The sequence below is a fragment of the Rudaea sp. genome, from assembly GCF_047601565.1.
GTDB lineage: Bacteria > Pseudomonadota > Gammaproteobacteria > Xanthomonadales > Rhodanobacteraceae > Rudaea.
This window is the reverse complement of the sequence record NZ_JASGIY010000001.1, coordinates 36,067-52,890: the sequence shown is the minus strand read 5'-3', so window position 1 is coordinate 52,890 and position 16,824 is coordinate 36,067. Positions and strand designations below refer to the sequence as shown.

General features: G+C 64.9%; 15 protein-coding genes and 3 pseudogenes. 5 read left to right on the top strand and 13 right to left on the bottom strand.

Annotated elements, in window-relative coordinates:
* Positions 1–71: 71 nt before the first annotated feature.
* From QM741_RS00195 to QM741_RS00180, 4 genes are all read right to left on the bottom strand, one after another.
* Positions 72–1,082, bottom strand: coding sequence for an N-acetylornithine carbamoyltransferase (locus tag QM741_RS00195; RefSeq protein WP_415205753.1), 1,011 nt, complete (start codon positions 1,080–1,082; stop codon positions 72–74).
* Between the two features lie 304 nt (positions 1,083–1,386).
* Positions 1,387–2,616 carry an ectonucleotide pyrophosphatase/phosphodiesterase gene (locus QM741_RS00190; RefSeq protein WP_415205752.1) on the bottom strand — a complete coding sequence of 410 codons (1,230 nt, stop codon included), beginning with the start codon at positions 2,614–2,616 and terminating at the stop codon, positions 1,387–1,389.
* Between the two features lie 99 nt (positions 2,617–2,715).
* Positions 2,716–3,528: a mechanosensitive ion channel family protein gene (locus QM741_RS00185; RefSeq protein WP_415205751.1), complete on the bottom strand. Its 813-nt coding sequence runs from the start codon at positions 3,526–3,528 to the stop codon at positions 2,716–2,718.
* A 115-nt stretch (positions 3,529–3,643) separates the two neighbouring features.
* Positions 3,644–4,555 carry a neutral zinc metallopeptidase gene (locus QM741_RS00180; RefSeq protein WP_415205750.1) on the bottom strand — a complete coding sequence of 304 codons (912 nt, stop codon included), beginning with the start codon at positions 4,553–4,555 and terminating at the stop codon, positions 3,644–3,646.
* 132 nt (positions 4,556–4,687) lie between these two features.
* Here QM741_RS00180 and purT point away from each other — a divergent pair, with 132 nt between their 5' ends.
* A complete protein-coding gene (gene purT / locus QM741_RS00175) occupies positions 4,688–5,905 on the top strand; it encodes a formate-dependent phosphoribosylglycinamide formyltransferase (RefSeq protein WP_415205749.1) in 1,218 nt (405 codons plus the stop codon).
* 244 nt (positions 5,906–6,149) lie between these two features.
* On the opposite strand, the gene QM741_RS00170 is transcribed toward purT, so the two are convergent.
* The 8 genes and pseudogenes from QM741_RS00170 to QM741_RS00135 all read right to left on the bottom strand — a co-directional run.
* Positions 6,150–6,524: a DUF5615 family PIN-like protein gene (locus tag QM741_RS00170; protein ID WP_415205748.1), complete on the bottom strand. Its 375-nt coding sequence runs from the start codon at positions 6,522–6,524 to the stop codon at positions 6,150–6,152.
* A complete protein-coding gene (locus QM741_RS00165; RefSeq protein WP_415205747.1) occupies positions 6,521–6,751 on the bottom strand; it encodes a DUF433 domain-containing protein in 231 nt (76 codons plus the stop codon). The genes QM741_RS00170 and QM741_RS00165 overlap by 4 nt, the downstream gene beginning before the upstream one ends.
* Positions 6,752–7,002: 251 nt before the next feature.
* The gene (locus QM741_RS00160) at positions 7,003–7,581 is read right to left on the bottom strand and encodes a chloramphenicol phosphotransferase CPT family protein (protein ID WP_415205746.1); all 579 of its coding nucleotides are present in this window, start codon (positions 7,579–7,581) and stop codon (positions 7,003–7,005) included.
* A gap of 59 nt (positions 7,582–7,640) precedes the next feature.
* The gene (locus tag QM741_RS00155; RefSeq protein WP_415205745.1) at positions 7,641–8,393 is read right to left on the bottom strand and encodes an N-acetylmuramoyl-L-alanine amidase; all 753 of its coding nucleotides are present in this window, start codon (positions 8,391–8,393) and stop codon (positions 7,641–7,643) included.
* A complete protein-coding gene (locus tag QM741_RS00150; RefSeq protein ID WP_415205744.1) occupies positions 8,390–9,604 on the bottom strand; it encodes a DegT/DnrJ/EryC1/StrS family aminotransferase in 1,215 nt (404 codons plus the stop codon). The genes QM741_RS00155 and QM741_RS00150 overlap by 4 nt, the downstream gene beginning before the upstream one ends.
* Positions 9,594–9,980, bottom strand: a complete 387-nt coding sequence (locus QM741_RS00145) for a DMT family transporter (protein ID WP_415205743.1) — start codon at positions 9,978–9,980, stop codon at positions 9,594–9,596. Before QM741_RS00145 ends, QM741_RS00150 begins: the two co-directional genes overlap by 11 nt.
* A gap of 1 nt (position 9,981) precedes the next feature.
* Positions 9,982–10,339: pseudogene (locus QM741_RS00140) on the bottom strand (hypothetical protein).
* A 207-nt stretch (positions 10,340–10,546) separates the two neighbouring features.
* Positions 10,547–10,714 (bottom strand): annotated as a pseudogene (locus QM741_RS00135) (IS630 family transposase); the annotation flags it as partial.
* Between QM741_RS00135 and QM741_RS00130 the strand changes: the two are divergent.
* The 4 genes and pseudogenes from QM741_RS00130 to QM741_RS00115 all read left to right on the top strand — a co-directional run bounded on the left by QM741_RS00130 (position 10,680) and on the right by QM741_RS00115 (position 16,164).
* Positions 10,680–11,629: pseudogene (locus tag QM741_RS00130) on the top strand (IS30 family transposase). The pseudogenes QM741_RS00135 and QM741_RS00130 overlap by 35 nt on opposite strands.
* A gap of 193 nt (positions 11,630–11,822) precedes the next feature.
* A complete protein-coding gene (recQ, locus tag QM741_RS00125; protein WP_415205742.1) occupies positions 11,823–13,637 on the top strand; it encodes a DNA helicase RecQ in 1,815 nt (604 codons plus the stop codon).
* Between the two features lie 284 nt (positions 13,638–13,921).
* Positions 13,922–14,632 (top strand): MtnX-like HAD-IB family phosphatase, encoded by a 711-nt coding sequence (locus QM741_RS00120; RefSeq protein WP_415205741.1) that lies wholly within the window; start codon positions 13,922–13,924, stop codon positions 14,630–14,632.
* A gap of 182 nt (positions 14,633–14,814) precedes the next feature.
* Positions 14,815–16,164 carry an aspartate aminotransferase family protein gene (locus QM741_RS00115; protein WP_415205740.1) on the top strand — a complete coding sequence of 450 codons (1,350 nt, stop codon included), beginning with the start codon at positions 14,815–14,817 and terminating at the stop codon, positions 16,162–16,164.
* Between the two features lie 154 nt (positions 16,165–16,318).
* Here the strand turns inward: QM741_RS00115 and QM741_RS00110 are convergent, their stop codons facing one another.
* Positions 16,319–16,819, bottom strand: coding sequence for a DUF3224 domain-containing protein (locus QM741_RS00110; protein WP_415205739.1), 501 nt, complete (start codon positions 16,817–16,819; stop codon positions 16,319–16,321).
* Between the last annotated feature and the right edge of the window lie 5 nt (positions 16,820–16,824).

Sequence of the window (16,824 nt, the reverse complement as noted above, 5' to 3'; positions counted from 1 at the left end):
TTGGTTTTCGAAAAGCATTAAAAGAAGAAACTGGATTCCCGCTTTCGCGGGAATGACGATACTGAATATTTCTATTGGCGCGCCAGCGCGGCCATCACCGCTTTCTGCACGTGCAGCCGGTTTTCGGCTTCTTCGATCGCGATGCAGGCGGGCGAGTCCATCACGGCGTCGGTCGCCTTGACGTTGCGGCGCAGCGGCAGGCAATGGCTGAACACGCCGTGGTTGGTCAGCGCCATCTTGCGCTCGTCGACGATGAAGTGCTTGTGCGCGTCGCGGATCGGCTTTTCGTTTTCCCATTTGCCGAAGTAGGGCAGCGCGCCCCAGCTCTTGGCGTAGACGACGTCGGCGCCGCGATAGGCCGCGTCGGGGTCGTGCGAGATCGCGAAGCCGCCGCCGTTCTCGGCGACGTTCTGTTTGGCGAAATCGAGATAACGCCGGTCGAGCGCGTATTCGGGCGTGGGGCACAGCAACGTCACGTCCATGCCGTAGCGCGTGGCGATCTGCAGCGCGGAGTTCGCGACCGCGGTGTTGAGCGGCTTGGGATGGTAGGTCCAGGTCAGCACGTACTTCTTGCCGCGCAAATCCGTCGTGCCGAAATGCTGCTGCAGGGCGAGGATGTGCGCGAGCTCCTGCATCGGGTGGGTGATCGTTTCCATGTTGATCACGGGCACGGTCGCGTACTTCGCGAACGAATGGATCACGCGGTCCTCGCGGTCGACCGCCCAATCCTTGAATTTCGGGAACGCGCGCACGCCGATCAGGTCGGCGTAGCGCGACAGCACGCGCGCAACTTCGGCGATGTGTTCCTCGGCCTCGCCGTCCATGACCGTGCCGGCATCGAACTCGATCGGCCATGCGTCCTTGCCCGGTTGCAGCACGACGGCGTGCCCGCCGAGCTGGAACGCGCCGAGCTCGAAGCTCGTGCGCGTGCGCATCGAGGGGTTGAAGAACAGCAGCGCGACGGCCTTGCCTTTCAGCTCGTCGCCGAGCTTCTCTTTCTTGAACTGCGCGGCGCGGGCGAGCAGCGCGTCGAGTTCGGTGCGGCTCCAGTCCTGCGTGCTCAGAAAATGTCGTATTGCCATCGGTATCATCTGCTTGTAAAGGTCAAAAAATCTTTCGTTTGTTTTTTCAACGTTGAAGCTGGAAAAGCAAAAGCCCGGCGCGGAGCCGGGCTTTATCGTCGAAGCATATGAAAATCGCGCGACAGCTTACCCGGCCGTTGTGGTCGTGGTCGGTCGGCGCGCGCGCGAAGTCATGCCCGCAGCCATGTCGGCGCTGGACAGGATTTCAATGGCGGCGAGGAGCTGGTTCATCGGCTTGCTGTCGTTTGGACGGCCAATCATGCACGGAATATTTGCGCAGTGCAACAGGAATGGCCATTTCGGCTCATTGCAGCATTTCGAGCATGGTCGCGGGGTTGCCGTCGTTCGGTGCCGGCTTGATGCCGAGCAGCTTCGCCAGCAGCGGGTAGACGTCGACGTTGTCGAACTCGGGTACCACCAGTCCGCGCTTGAACGCCGGTCCGGAAGCGACGAACAGCGCGCGCATGTGCGGATCGGCATTGTCGTAGCCGTGCTCGCCTTTCGAGACGAAGAAGCCGGGGCGGCTGACGAACTCGCGCGTCCAGATCAGCCAGCCCGGATCGGCCAGGCAAAGCAGCGGCGATATGCGCGGATTGCTGCCGTAGTGCAGGCGCGCCGGCATCTCGCCTTTCTTCCAGCAGCGCATGTGCTCGTGCGGGGCGATCAGGGCTTTCTCCACGGCGGCCTCATGTCCCGGCTTTGGGGTGAACATGGGGAGCAGGCCGAGGTTCTGGATGCTCAGGTCGCGCACATCGACGATGTCGTCGAGGATGACGTAGTCGTCTTTCTCGGTGGCGATCATGCCGTGATCGGAAACCACGACGATGTTTGTCTTGTCCAGCATGCCACGCTGCCTGAGACCGTCGAGCAGATGGCCAAGGGCGCGGTCGGTGGCAGCGATCGCATCGTCGACCTCGGGCGAATCGGGGCCGTGGTCGTGGCCGGCATGGTCGACTGCGTCGAAATACAGGGTGACGAGATCCGGGCGTTGCGCGACGGGCAGGTCGAGCCAGGTCAGCACCTGGTCGACGCGCGCCTCGGGACGGATCTTTCCGTCGAATGCGCGCCAGTGCTCGGGGCGCACGCCGTCGATGGCGACATTGGAACCGGGCCAGAACATCGTCGCGGCATGTTTGCCCTGCCGCTCGGCTCCGACCCAGATCGGCTCGCCGCCCCACCAGACCGGATCCGACGTGCTGTTCGCGTCCTTGTACACGAATTTCTTGCCGCTGGCCGGATCGGTGAAGCGGTTGTTGACGATGCCGTGATGATCGGGATACAGGCCGGTGACGAGCGTGTAGTGATTCGGAAAGGTCAGCGAAGGAAACGCAGGCCGCATCGCCTTGGCGTGCACGCCGTCGTCGGCGAGCGCCTTGAGGTTCGGCGTGAGGCCGCGGTAGAAATAGTCGGCGCGGAAACCGTCGATCGAAATCAGGATCAGGGGCGAAGCGGACTTTGGCCTGGGCGCCTGTGCGGCGCAGGCGGCGAGGAAAAGAACGACGAGCGCGAGGATCGCGCGATAGGCGGTTTTCATGGATTGGAGGCAGTGGCTCGTTGTGTCGACGAATCTTACTCCAGCCGCATTGCAAAGCGCCGCCGGAATGACGGCCGTGTTTTTCCGGGCGCCGTTCGGTCAGAGCTGGCGCACGGCCTGGCGCGCTTCGGGTGCGGGCCAGCCAGCCGACTTGGCGGTGTCGCCGATCGCCTTGTTCGTGTCGAAGTACACCTGCCAGTAATTATCGTTGTGGCAGTACGGGCGCACGGTCAGCACGGTGCCTAGCGGGGCATGCTCGAGAATCTCGATGTCCGGCGCCGGGTTGGCGAGCACGTTGTTCACCTGGGCGACGGCCGCGCGCAGGCGCGACTTCGCATCGTCGACATCGACGCCGCTCGCGAGCAGCGCGGTCAGGTCGACGCGACGATAGGCGTTCGCCGAGTAGTTGACGATGGTGTCGGCGAAAATCTTGTTGTTGCCGAGCACGGCCTTGACGTTGTCGCCCATGTCCAGGGTCGTGCCGAACAGGCCGATCTCGCGCACAGTGCCGGTGATGCCGCCGGCGGTGATCATGTCGCCGACCTTGAACGGGCGCAGCGTGATTAGGAACACGCCCGCGGCGAAATTGGCGAGCAGCCCCGACCAGGCCATGCCGATCGCGACGCCGGCCGCGGCGAGCAGCGCGGCGAACGAGGCCGTCTCCACGCCGAGCACCGAGAGCACGGCGATGCCGAGCAGTACGGTCAGCAGGCCGCTCGCCACGGACACGGTGTAGCGCGTCAGCGTGGGATCGAGCTTGCGCCGGTCGAGCACGCGGCCCACGCCCGCACCGATCAGCGCGATCACCCAGCGGCCGACGACCCAGAGCACGATCGCGCCGATGATCTTCCAGACGAGCGGAACGACGTAGGTCGAAACGAGGGATTGCAACTGCGCGGGATCGAGACTCATCGGGAAGGTCCTTGCCGGGATCGATGTGGAAAGGCGGCTGCCGTTGCGGCAGCCGCGGTCATGGCGCGTGACAACACGTTCGCCGCGCGTCGAATCCGTCGCGCGGCGCGTTCCCTCACAGCGACTGCGTGTTGAACGTATTGCAACTGTTGATGTCGCCCGAAGCGAAGCCGGCCTTGAACCAGCGCTGGCGTTGCGCCGAGCTGCCGTGCGTGAACGAGTCGGGCACGGCATAGCCGCGAGCCTGCTTCTGCAGCGTGTCGTCGCCGACGGAGGACGCCGCGTTGAGCGCCGAATCGACGTCGCCGGCCTGCAACCAGTTGAGCTGCTGCTGCGAGCGGTTCGCCCAGACGCCGGCGAAGCAGTCCGCCTGCAATTCCTGGCGCACGGACAATCCCGTCGCGCCGTCCATCGGCTGACCCTGGCGCCGCGCCTGCTCGACCTTGTCCATGATCCCGATCAGGTTCTGCACGTGGTGACCGACCTCGTGCGCGATCACGTAGGCGCGCGCGAAATCGCCTTGCGCGTGGAAGCGCGTGTCCATTTCGTGGAAGAAGTCGAGGTCGAGGTAGACCTGCCGGTCGCCGGGACAATAGAACGGCCCCATCGCTTCCTGGCCGACGCCGCAGGCGGTCTGCGTGCGGCCGTGGTAGAGCACGAGCTTGGGTCGCGGATAGTTCTGGCCGCTGGCCTGGAAGTACTGGCCCCAGACGTCCTCGGTGCTGGCGAGCACGACGCTGACGAATTTCGTCTGCGGATCGTTGCTGTCGGCAACCTGCTTGCGCTGCGACGGCGCCACCTGCTGGGTGCCCGAGTCGAGCATCGAGCCGCCGCCGCTGAGCAAGGAGAGGATGTCGAGCGGATTCTTGCCGAACAGCAGGCTGACGACGACGATCAGAATGATGCCGCCGATGCCGATGTGGAAGCCGCCGAACTGCAATCCGCCGCCACCGCCGCCGAATCCGCCGCCACCGCTGCCGTCGTCCTCGACGACGTTGTCGCTCTCGCGCCCTTTCTGCCAATCCATACGCTGCTCCCGACGAGGGTTGTGATCGAGCGCACGTTACTCGTCGCACCGCGCGACCGCAAGAGCCGGCCGGCGCGCCGGTCGCGCGATGCGGGATAATGCCGCCCCGGGTCCGTTGCGAAGGAGAAATCGATGCCGTCAGGCGATCGGGTGATTTTCGGCACGCCGCTGTCCGCCGCCGCCGTGCGCGTCATGCTGCTCGGCGCGGGAGAACTCGGCAAGGAGGTGCTGATCGCGCTGCAGCGCCTCGGCGTCGAGACGATCGCGGTCGATCGCTACGCGAACGCGCCGGGCCAGCAGGTGGCGCACCATGCGCGCACGATCGCGATGGACGACGCGGCACAGTTGCGCGCGCTGATCGAGGCCGAGCGCCCGCATATCGTCGTGCCCGAGATCGAGGCGATCGCAACAAAGGTGCTCGAGGAACTCGAAGCGGCCGGCGTCGTGCGCGTGATCCCGACCGCGCGCGCCGCACGGCTGACGATGGACCGCGAAGGCATCCGCCGCTTGGCCGCGGAGACGCTGAGCCTGCCGACGAGTCCGTACAAGTTCTGCGACTCGCTCGCGGAACTGCGGGGTGCCATCGACGCCGGCATCGGCTATCCTTGCATCGTCAAGCCGGTGATGAGTTCGTCGGGCAAGGGGCAGAGCAGGATCGACGGTCCCGGCGACGTGAACAAGGCGTGGGACTACGCGATGGCCGGCGGCCGCGTCGCCAAGGGCCGCGTCATCGTCGAAGGCTTCGTCGATTTCGACTACGAGATCACCCTGCTCACCGTGCGTGCGCGCAATGCCGCGGGTGAAATCGAAACGCGGTTCTGCGCACCGATCGGCCATCTGCAGGTCGCCGGCGACTACGTCGAGAGCTGGCAGCCGCACCCGATGCCGCCGCGCGCGCTCGAACGCGCGCAGGAAGTCGCCAAAAAAGTGACCGACGATCTCGGCGGCCAGGGCGTGTTCGGCGTCGAACTGTTCGTGAAAGGCGACGAAGTGTGGTTCAGCGAGGTCAGCCCGCGCCCGCACGACACCGGCCTCGTCACGATGGCCTCGCAGTGGCAGAGCGAATTCGAGTTGCATGCGCGCGCGATCCTCGGCCTGCCCGTGGACACGCAGTTGAAATCGCCCGGTGCCTCGGCCGTGATCTACGGCGGCGTCGAAGGCAACGCGCTCGTGTTCGATGGCGTCGCCGATGCGCTGGCCGTGCCGAACACCGACCTGCGCCTGTTCGGCAAGCCCGAAAGCTTCGTCAAACGCCGCATGGGCGTCGCGCTCGCATTCGCCGACGAGGTCGGCACCGCGCGGCGCAACGCGAAGCTCGCCGCCGGCAAGGTGAAGCCCCGTCTGGCGTAGGTTGGAGGTGAGCGCAGCGAACCCCAACATTCATACAGAAATCCACCGTTCGCGAAGCGTCGCCTGCGCGTTGGGGTTCGCTGCGCTCACCGCCAACCTACTTTCCGTCAAGCCCCAAACGCGCCTCGCGCCTCGCGCGCGTAGGCTTTTTCTCGTAGTTTCGTGGCTTTCCGCCCCTCGGGTGGAATCTTTCGCTTGCGCCCGTAAGGGCGATTTCAGAAACGCCGCAGCGCTCTCGGCTCGTTCACGGATTCTCCAGCGGCGGACGAAACCTCACACGCGAGGATTCCAGCACGACCAGATGGCCGGGCAGTTGCGATACGAGTTTCGGCGTATCGAGAAAACGGCTGAGCGTATCGGCCACCTGCGCCGCCGTGTCCTGGTCGGGTAGGCGCAACAGCAACAAGCCAGCGTAATCTTCCGGCGGATAACGGCGCGTATCGGCGAAATCCAGATCGCGCGATACCAACACGGCACCGGCCGTGCGCGCATGCGCGGCGATCACCGGATCGGCAGCGTTGGCAAGCGCGATATCGCGCACGTGCTCGGCTTCGTGCCCATGCGCTTGCAGCACGGCAAGCGCCGCGCGCGGCATGTTCGCGTCGAGCAGAAACTTCATGCCGCGGGCAATAGGTGGAACGACTCCTCGTTGATCCGCTCACCGGCGAATTGCAGCGCCGCACGGATGTCGTCCGCGCTCACGTCGTATTCGCGCGCCACGTCCTCGAAGCTCATGCCGCCGGCCAGGCTGCCGATGACGATGGTGACCGGCACGCGCGTCCCGGCAATCACGGGCTTGCCGTGCGCGATGGTCGGATCGATGCGTATGCGCGGTGGAAGGTTCATGGAACGAATCTCTGCGGGCCGTGAGCTACCGCGTCATTGTAGTGTCTTGCCTCATGCGGCGGAACCACTTTGTCTCGGCTAGAGAAGCAGAGGGTCAAAGAAGCAGAGGGTCAGCGCGATTGGGGTGAGCAAAGCGAACCCCAACATCCATTCGGGAATCCGTCGTTTGCGAAGCGTCGCCTGTGCGTTGGGGTTCGCTGCGCTCACTCCAACCTACGGCTACGGGTTAGCCAATCGTAAATAAAAAGAAGTTACCCTCGCTCCCCGGATTTGGATATGCGGCGGCGCCAGCTGTCGACAATGAGCTTCAGATTGGCAGCAAGAGGCAGCGTTGAATCGACCTCAATGTCGTAGTTGCAGTACTTGTGCGTTGCCAGATGATATCTGGCTTCACCAATACTTCGATTTTTCCGATCTCGCTCCCGACGTTTGAGCTCCTTCAAATGAGCATGGACTCCTACCCAGAAAACGTCGAACGGGGACAATAACTGCGCGAGTTCATCGGCCCAGCTTTGCTTCTCTACAATGTGCTCGACAATCAAATTGTTGCCAGCCATCGCGAATGCAGCAATAGAGCGATGGAAACCGTCGAAAAACCTTTCTCTCTCGCTGGACCCTGCAGTGAAGTCCACCAGCGGCCTGAAACCCTGCTCGGCGAGTTGGTCAGAAGCGTAGTAACAAAACGGTTCGTCAAGGTGTTTCTGCAATGCCTTCGCCAGCGTGGTTTTACCCGCGCTCGAAGTGCCGTTGATCAACACAATGCAGCCAAACGTGCTGTGTTTGTCGATGTGAAGAATTTCGGCTGACTCCGAAATCATTTTCTGTTCCAAATGACTAAGCCCGTAGCCCGCAGGTTGGGTTGAGCACAGCGAAACCCAATGTCGGAACGTCAATTCTCTTTCGTCAGCGCATACAGAATGCGCGCATCGGTATCATCGAGCGCATCGCCTGCACCACCGCGGAAGTGGTCGTGGAAGGCGTGTAGCGCGGCGGCGCGGTCGTCGAGCGCGTAGCCGACGTGCGCAAGCGCGGCCCACGCATCGAAACCCGCCGGCGGTGCGACCAGTTCGCCTTTCGGCCAGCGGCCATAGCCAGCATCGGCGAGGCGCTTCCACGGAAACAGCGGGCCCGGATCGACTTTGCGCGTCGGCGCCAGGTCTTCGTGGCCGATGATCTGCGTGCGTGGAATGCTCAGGCGTTCGGTCAGGTCGGCGAGCAGCGCGAGCAGGCTGTCGATCTGCGCCGTGGCGAACGGCGATGCACCGTCGTTGTCGAGTTCGATGCCGATCGAAGCCGAGTTCGGGTCGGTGATCGTGCCCCAGCGTCCCGGGCCGGCATGCCAAGCGCGCGCCTCGTCGGCGACGAGTTGGTAGATGCGCCCGTCGGCGCCGATCAGATAATGCGCGCTGACTTCGCCCTGGCTGTTGCGGCTGCGCAGCGTGTCGAGGCTTTCCTGTACCGAATGCTGCTCGGTGTAGTGCACGACGATCAGCATCGCCTTGCGCGCGTTGTAATTCGGCGACGGCACCCAGGTCGCGAGCGGGTTGTGCTTCGGCGCGGTGGCGCAGGCGGCGAGCAGCAGCGACGAAAGCGCGATGGCGGCATGCCGCCGCAGGGTGTGTGCGAGCAGGGGCAGATTCATTGGACGATGCGCTCCAGTGTGTGGCGGATGTGCTCGAATCCTTCGTCGTCGAGCCAAGGGCTGTTGGAAACCGTCAGCGTGCGCGCGGCGAAGTCGCGCGCATTCGGCACCGCGGCAGCGGGGACGATCGCGGCGAGGTAAGCGTAATCGGGCAGCGCGTGGATGAACAGGCGGCTGACGCCGAGAGGGGTCGTCCACAACTCGGCCAGTGCGGCGTCGCGCGACGCGTGCGAGGGCAGGCGCAGCAGCAGGAACGGCCAGGTGCCTTGTGCATTGGCATCGTCGCCGACGACATCGATACCGGGAATCTGCGCAAGCCGCGCGCAGCGCCGCCGAGCCTGCGCCGCGCCCGCGTCGAGGAAATCGCGCAGGCGCACGAATGCGCGCGCGCCGACCGATTGGCGCCACGCACCGAGGCGGTGCAGCGGGATCGACAGCGGGAAATCGTCGCCGACCGCCGCCGTCGCGTCGCCTGCGCGCAGCGCGCGTCGGCGCGGCAGTCCGTAGACGAATGCCAGGCCCGCAGGGCGATAGAACGCGTGGTAGCCGAGCAGTTTCAGCGTGCGCTTGAATTCCCACGCGGCATCGAACGGCACGAGGTCTTCGCGGCAACGGCGCAGTTGCGTGCGCAGCGCGGCGTCGCGCGCCACCAGCAGGCCGCCTTCGTAAGTCGTCAGGCCTTTGCCGACCGCGAGCGAGAAGAAACCGATGTCGCCGCGGGTTCCCGCAGCCGACCCGTCCGCGAAGCGCGCGCCAAGCGCCTGAGCGGCATCCTCGATCACCCATGCGCCGGCGTGGCGCGCGCAGGCCACGGCGGTGTCGACGTCGGCGACCCGGCCGGCGAGATGGGTCGGTACGATCGCCAACGTGTCCTCGTCGCAGAGCGCGGCCAGCGCGGCGGCGTCCATGTCGATGCCGTCGGGCGCGAGGTCGCACAGGCGCAGCTTGAGCCCGCAATGCGCGACCGCGATTGCGACGAGCGGGCAGGTGTACGCGGGCACGACCACGCTCGTGCGCGCGCTCCGCCGTTTCAACACGGTCAGGGCGACGACGAGCGCGGCCGTGCCGGAGCATTCGATCTGCACTTCATCGACGCCGAGAAATTCGGCGGCGCATTCGGCGAGCGAATGCGTGCGCGAAAAACCGAGGTCGCGCCAGTGCGGCGGCAAGCCGGCCGTCGGCGGCACCTCGTGGAGAAAACTACGCGGCATCGTGCCCTTCGTCGGGCGGATCGAACGCGAGGCAGACGATGCCGGCGAGAATGATGCCGCAACCGACCAGTTGCATCGACGAAAGCCGCTCGCCGAACAGGAAGTACGAGGCGACGACCACGACGACCACTTCCAGATGCGAGGCCGCGAACGCGGGGCCGACCGGCGCGTGCTTGAGCAGCGTCATCCAGGTGAAGAACGAGCCGATGTAGCCGGCGATCGCGACATACATCCACGGTGCGCCGACCATGCGCAGGAACCAGGCGAATTCCGGCACGAACGGGCCGGCATGGTTGGCGTTGAGCTTGAAGCAGATCTGGGTCATCGTGTCGAACATCATCAACACGAGAAAGCCGACGAGGTAGAAGCGGCGCATCTCAACCGGCTCCGACCACGGCCACGCCGACCGCGATCAGCGCGCAGCCGACGACGCGCGGCGTGGTGAACCTCTCGGCGAACAGCATGCGTCCGGCGATCAGCATCGCGACGATGTTGATCGAGCCGAGCAGCACGCCCTGCGAGAGCGGGACCAGCGAGAGAAAACCCTGCCAGACGACGAACTCGGCGACGAAGCAGGCGACGCCGATCCAGAATCCACGGCGCGCTCGCCATCGCCTTCCAGCGTGCGAGTTCGCCTTCGGTGTCAGGCTGCGTCGCCGCGACCTTGAACGCGAGATGCCCGCCGGTGTCGAGCGAGATGTTGAGCATCCAGAAAATGAAGACGAGCAGGGTCATGGAAGCAAGGGACGGGGGGCGAGGAACGAGTTTACATTTCCACCGTCATTCCCGCGTGCTTCTGGCGGGAATCGTGCGACTTTTCTTTGGCTCTGTCGAAAAGCTAAAGGCCCTGGTTTGCACGCGGCCATCCTGCCGCGCGCCTTGCGGGCCACGTCTTTACAAACGCATAGCGTTTGCCTCATTGATCCGGCCCGCAAATAGTCCTCAAGCCGCATACTTGACGCGAGGATCGCGAAAGTAGGCGCGCACGCGCTCGGGTTGCCTTTCCAGGCCAGCCATGTGCTCGTCCGTGACGGCGCGCAGTTTGGCTTTGGTGCGCGCCGGAACACGGCGCCCGATGGTCTGCTTCCGTTCCGCATTGAGGCGCTCGTCGCCGGTCTCGCGCGAGATTGCGCGTAACGAGGCGGAGATCGAGCCGGGTCGACGACTTTGCTACGAAGCGAAGACCGCCGGCATGGCGTATCGGATGCGCCGCGTGCGCTGCAACAAGCTGGTCGAAGGCAGCGCGCTCCGGCAGTGCGTCCATGATCATCTGGTCCACGACCGCTGGTCGCCACAACAGATTGCGGCGAGACTGCGTGCCATGCATGCGGACGATCCCGGTCGACAGGTCAGCCACGAGACGGTCTATGCGGCGATCTATGCGCACCCGCGCGGATCGCTGAAGAAGGCGATGGTGGAAGCACTGCGTCAGGAGAAGCCGAGCCGCGGCCGACGCCGCACGACGCTGGCCAAGGGCGGATTCGTGCCGGAGGCACTGCGCATCGTGCATCGGCCGGAGGCGATCGCCGAACGCAAGTGGCCGGGGCATTGGGAAGGCGACCTTATCAAGGGCGCGTTCAATCGCTCGTGCGTAGGGACGCTGGTCGAGCGCAAGACGCGCTTCGTCGTTGTGTGCCGGATGGAGGGCTGAACGGCCCAGGACGCACTGGAAGGCTTCACGCGGCAGATGAAGAAGCTGCCCGCGTTCCTGCGGAGAGCCTGACCTACGATCGCGGCAGCGAACTGGCGTGTCACGCCGAGCTGGCCAAGCGGTTGAACATCGACATCTGGTTTGCCGACCCGCACGCGCCTTGGCAGCGCGGCAGCAACGAGAACACCAACGGCTTGCTGCGCCAGTTCATGCCGAAGGGGCTGGATCTATCCGGCATTAGCCAGGAGGAACTCGACCACGTCGCCAAGCTCATGAACGGACGACCACGACAAACGCTCGGCTGGATGACCCCGGCGGAGATGATGGACAAGGAAATCGCTGCTCACGCTCAACGTGTTGCGCTTGATTCTTGAGACCGCCCTTTTCTTGCAACTCGACGTCATTCCAATGACGCAGCGCGAAGCTACTCGAAGCAGTGTTAAAAATTTCTCAACTGGATGATGACTGGCCATTCGGTTTTCGGCAGGCCCGAATCCCCATCGGTCATGCGCGCCGAAAGGCGGGAGTTGCGCCCCAATACGGCGCGCGACTCGACAATAATACCGTATGGATCCGCTGACTCTATTGAATACCGTGTTCGGCTACGCCGCGTTCCGCGGCGAGCAGCAGGCGATCATCGAGCAGGTCGCCGGCGGCGGCGATGCGCTCGTGCTGATGCCGACCGGCGGCGGCAAATCGCTGTGCTACCAGATTCCGGCGCTTCTGCGCGCGGGCACCGCGGTGGTCGTCTCGCCGCTGATCGCGCTGATGCAGGACCAGGTCGAGGCGCTGCGCCAGTTCGGCGTGGCGGCGGCGTTTCTCAATTCCAGCCTCGATTCGCGCGCGCAGTTCGAGGTCGAGCGCGATTTCGCCGCAGGGAAACTGAAGCTGCTCTATGTCGCGCCCGAGCGACTGCTGAGCGAACGTTGCCTCGATCTGATCGCGAAAACGAAGGTTTCGCTGTTCGCGATCGACGAGGCGCATTGCGTGTCGCAGTGGGGCCATGATTTCCGGCCGGAATACCGCCAGCTCACGATCCTGCACGAGCGGTTCCCCGGCATCCCGCGCATCGCGCTGACCGCGACGGCCGATGCGCCGACCCGCAATGAGATCGTCGAGCGGCTGAATCTCGGCGAGGCGCGCCAGTTCGTGTCGAGCTTCGACAGGAAAAACATCCTTTATCGCGTCGTGGAAAAGGACAATTCCAGGCGTCAGCTCAAGGATTTTCTTGCCGGCCACAAGGGCGAGTCGGGCATCGTCTACTGCCTGTCGCGGCGGCGCGTCGAGGAAACCGCCGCATGGCTGAACGAGCAGGGCATCGCCGCGCTGGCGTACCACGCCGGCATGGACGCGGCGCAGCGCGCGCGCAACCAGCAGCGCTTCCTGCGCGAGGACGGCATCGTCATGTGCGCCACGATCGCCTTCGGCATGGGCATCGACAAGCCCGACGTGCGCTTCGTCGCGCATCTGGATTTGCCGAAAAGCCTCGAAGGTTATTACCAGGAAACCGGCCGCGCCGGCCGCGACGGCCTGCCCGCCGAGGCGTGGATGTGCTATGGCCTCGGCGATGTCGTCACCTTGGCGCAGTTCATCGCGCAATCCGAGTCGGGCGAGGAGCGCAAGCGCGTCGAGCGCGCCAAGCTCGACGCGCTGCTCGGCTACGCCGAAATCGCGAGTTGCCGCCGTCGCCATCTGCTCGGTTATTTCGGCGAGAAGGTGGAAAAGGATAATTGTGGAAATTGCGACAATTGCACCAACCCGCCCATGTCGTTCGACGGCACCGAACTCGCGCAGAAGGCGCTGTCCTGCGTCTACCGCACGGGCCAGCGCTACGGCGTCGGCCATCTGACCAACGTGCTGCGCGGCGTCGACGACGAGCGCGTGCGCAGCCTCGACCACGACCGGCTCGGCGTGTTCGGCATCGGTGCCGACCTCGACGAAAAGCAATGGCGCAGCGTATTCCGCCAGCTCGTCGCGATGGGTTTTCTGGCGACCGACGCGGACGGCTTCGGCGTATTGCGCCTGACCGCGGCGAGCCGCGGCGTGCTGCGCGGCGAGACACCCGTGTCGCTGCGCAAGCCGGCCAGCAAGGAAGAGCGCCGCGCGACGCGCAGGACCGCGCGCGCCGAGCGCACGCGCCAGAGCCTCGACATCGCCCCCCACGAGGCGGTGCTGTGGGACGCGCTGCGCGCAACGCGCACGCGCCTCGCGCGCGAGCAGGGCGTGCCGGCCTACGTGATTTTCCATGATGCGACCCTGCTGGAAATGCTGCGCGCGCGGCCGCGCAGCGTCGACGAACTCGGCGCGATCAGCGGGGTCGGCGCGGCCAAGCTCGAACGCTATGGCGACGCCTTCCTCGACACCGTGCGCAATGCGGCGTAGGGACGCAATTCATTGCGCCCGGCTCTTCATGTCTTCGATCGAGATGCGCGGGCGCGGCCGTGTGAAACGTTTTTCGCGCGAGGCACGCGAAAGTCGCGCCGCTGCTTCAGGTATGCGGGCTTCGGATTCCGCTGCGCGCAGAAAACCTTAATGCCCGCTGTAGACAATGGGGTTTTCCGGTACCGCCGGTTTCGCGGCCGCGTCCCGTGACGGTAAAATGCCCGACCGGCGCCGACTTACACAACCTACAAGCGCCCCGATTCCCGTATCCCCGAGGTTACTCCGTGTCCGACTGGACCCTGCTCTGCGACTTCGACGGCACGATTTCCGTCGAGGACACCACCGATACCCTGCTCGAACGCTTCGGCAAGCCCGGATGGGAAAAACTCGAAGACGACTGGAAGGCCGGCCGCATCGGCTCGCGCGAGTGCATGGCCGGGCAGGTCGCCCTGCTCGACATGAGCCGTGCCGAGCTCGACGCACACCTGGTTGAACGCGCGATCGATCCGGGCTTCGCTGAGTTCGTCGCGTATGCGAAAGCGCATGGCATGCCGATCGAGATCCTGAGCGACGGACTCGACCATGCGATCCATTTCATTCTGCGGCACTACGACTTCGACTATCTGCCGGTCACCGCGAATCGCCTCGAACAGGTTGGCGAACGCGAGTGGCGGCTGGGTTTTCCGAACGCGAGCGCGACCTGCCGCGCGAAGAGCGGCACCTGCAAATGCGCCGCGGCCGCGAGCACGCAGGGTCCGCGCAAACGCGTGCTGATGATCGGCGACGGCGCGTCGGATTACTGCGTCGCCGAATCCGCCGATTTCGTCTTCGCCAAGGGCAAGCTCGTCGATTACTGCCGGGCGAAAAACATCCCGCATGCGTCGATCAGGGATTTCGCCGAAGCGCTCGCGCTGCTGCCGGCGCTGGTCTCGGGGAAATTGGTCGCCGCGACGCGTGCGGCGGCGGCACCGTTGCCGAACGCGGTTTCGGCTTAGAATTTCCCGATCCCTTCTTTCTTTTTTCTGCCGTCATTCCCGCGAAAGCGGGAATCCAGTTTCTTCTTTTGATGCCTTTCATGGGCAAGTACGAAAAGCAGGATCAAAATGGATTCCCGCTTTCGCGGGAATGACGAGCAAAAAAACGACGAACAAAAAGCATTTCATTCCAAGGCAACCCAATGTCCAATACCCCCCTCATCGCCGGCCTCGACACGAGCGGCAGCGGCAAGCTGTTCGATGTCGCGTGCAAGCTGATCCCGGGCGGCGTCAACAGCACCGCGCGCGCGACCTGGTCCGGCTGGAATCCGTATCCGCTGTTCGTCAAGGAAGGCCGGGGCTCGCAGCTCACCGACGTCGACGGCAACGTCTACATCGACTACCTGCTCGGCCTCGGCCCGATGATCTTCGGCCACCGCCCGCCGCGCGTGACCCAGGCCGTGGTCGATTTCATCCAGCAGCGCGGCACCGTGTTCGCGTTGCCGACCGCGGACGAGGCGCGCCTCGCGCAGAAGATCGTCGACGCCGTGCCGAGCGTGGACAGGGTGCGCCTGTGCAACACCGGCACCGAGGCCGTGCTCTACGCGACGCGCCTGGCGCGCGCGTTCACCCGGCGTAACAAGATCATCCGCTTCGAAGGCATGTACCACGGATTCTCCGACGGCGTGTACTGGAGCAAGCATCCGGACATCGCCAAGGCTGGTCCGGACAACCATCCGATTCCGGTGGCGCAGGGCCCGGGCATGCCGAAGGGCGTCGAGGAAAACCTGATCATCCTGCCGTGGAACGACGCGCAGGCGCTGGCCGACGCGATCGCGCGCGAAGGCGACGGCATCGCCGCGGTGCTGACCGAGCCGGTCATGTGCAACACCGGCTGCATCCTGCCGCAGCCGGGCTATCTCGAAGCGATGCGCGAGCTGACCCTGAAGCACGGCATCGTGCTGATCTTCGACGAAGTCATCACCGGCTTCCGCCTCGGCCTCGCCGGCGCGCAGGGCCGCCTCGGCATCAAGCCGGATCTGTCCGTGTTCGCCAAGGGCGTCGGCGGCGGCTTCCCGGTCGCGGCGATGGGAGGGCGCGCCGACATCATGGCGCTGGTCGCCGACGGCACGGTGTCGATGGCGGGCACCTACAGCGCCAACGGCATCGCGATCGCCGCGGCCAATGCCGCGCTCGACGAACTCAACACGCCGGGGCTGTACGCGAAGCTCGATGAGGTGTCCGACGAGCTGCGCGTCGGCCTGGAAAAAGTGCTGAAGGATGCGGGCCTGCCGGCCTACGTCGTCGGCGTCGGCCCGCTGATGCAGGTGTGGTTCGCGAAAGCGCCGATCCACAACTATCGCGACGCCGAGCGCCACGCCGACCAGAAAATTTTCGATCACTGGTGGCGCGGCATGCTCGCCCGCGGCGTGCTGTTCCATCCGGGCGCCTACGAAAACCTGTTCGTCTCCACCGCGCACACGCACGAAGACGTCGCGAAGACGCTCGCGGCTGCGAAGGAAGTGGCGGCGGAGCTGGCGCGCGGCGCGTGAAGTCTTCTTCCCTATCTCCCACCGGGAGAAGGTGCCCGAAGGGCGGATGAGGGAGGCGCGTGGCAATCCACGTCGAGCTTGCCATGTTTGGCGGGCTCTCCCTCATCCGACGCTGCCGCGTCACCTTTCCCCGGTGGGGGAAGGAAAGCCGGCGCTATTGCAACTCGTAGTCGAACTCGTAGAAATGCTTGCCGCCGGCTTCGATGACGATCTTCATCGTGCCGTCGAGCCCGGCGAGTTCGCCGGTGCCCGATCCCGGCACGACGATGATGTTGAGGTAAGGCGTGCCGTTGGTCATCGTCGCGTTGTGCTGCAGCGCGAAGCTGCCGCGCCTGCCGGCCAGCGTGCCGGTCACGCGCTCGATCGCGACGTAGCCGCCCGAGCCCTTGGCGCTGCCGGCGTGCAACATCTCGCCCTGGCTCGTCGCTTCCAACTCGCCGTGGAACTGCTTGTCGATGGCCATGCGGCCGAGCCCCGCGTCCGCGTTCTTGTTGTACGCTTCGAGCGGCTGCAGCTTCACATCGAACGCGCCTTTGGCATGGTGTTTCATCTGGGTTCCTCCGTCGGTGGCAGCATGGCCATTGTCGGGATGGCTCATGCTCGGTTGGCTCGCGCCGATCAGCAAGGCCAGCGCGAACAGGGATACGGCAGTCATGCGCA

Coding starts and splice junctions, on each gene's coding strand:
- QM741_RS00195 (WP_415205753.1), bottom strand. CDS start 1,082: ATGGCAATACGACATTTTCTGAGCACGCAGGACTGGAGCCGCACCGAA.
- QM741_RS00190 (WP_415205752.1), bottom strand. CDS start 2,616: ATGAAAACCGCCTATCGCGCGATCCTCGCGCTCGTCGTTCTTTTCCTC.
- QM741_RS00185 (WP_415205751.1), bottom strand. CDS start 3,528: ATGAGTCTCGATCCCGCGCAGTTGCAATCCCTCGTTTCGACCTACGTC.
- QM741_RS00180 (WP_415205750.1), bottom strand. CDS start 4,555: ATGGATTGGCAGAAAGGGCGCGAGAGCGACAACGTCGTCGAGGACGAC.
- purT (WP_415205749.1), top strand. CDS start 4,688: ATGCCGTCAGGCGATCGGGTGATTTTCGGCACGCCGCTGTCCGCCGCC.
- QM741_RS00170 (WP_415205748.1), bottom strand. CDS start 6,524: ATGAAGTTTCTGCTCGACGCGAACATGCCGCGCGCGGCGCTTGCCGTG.
- QM741_RS00165 (WP_415205747.1), bottom strand. CDS start 6,751: ATGAACCTTCCACCGCGCATACGCATCGATCCGACCATCGCGCACGGC.
- QM741_RS00155 (WP_415205745.1), bottom strand. CDS start 8,393: ATGAATCTGCCCCTGCTCGCACACACCCTGCGGCGGCATGCCGCCATC.
- QM741_RS00150 (WP_415205744.1), bottom strand. CDS start 9,604: ATGCCGCGTAGTTTTCTCCACGAGGTGCCGCCGACGGCCGGCTTGCCG.
- QM741_RS00145 (WP_415205743.1), bottom strand. CDS start 9,980: ATGCGCCGCTTCTACCTCGTCGGCTTTCTCGTGTTGATGATGTTCGAC.
- recQ (WP_415205742.1), top strand. CDS start 11,823: ATGGATCCGCTGACTCTATTGAATACCGTGTTCGGCTACGCCGCGTTC.
- QM741_RS00115 (WP_415205740.1), top strand. CDS start 14,815: ATGTCCAATACCCCCCTCATCGCCGGCCTCGACACGAGCGGCAGCGGC.
- QM741_RS00110 (WP_415205739.1), bottom strand. CDS start 16,819: ATGACTGCCGTATCCCTGTTCGCGCTGGCCTTGCTGATCGGCGCGAGC.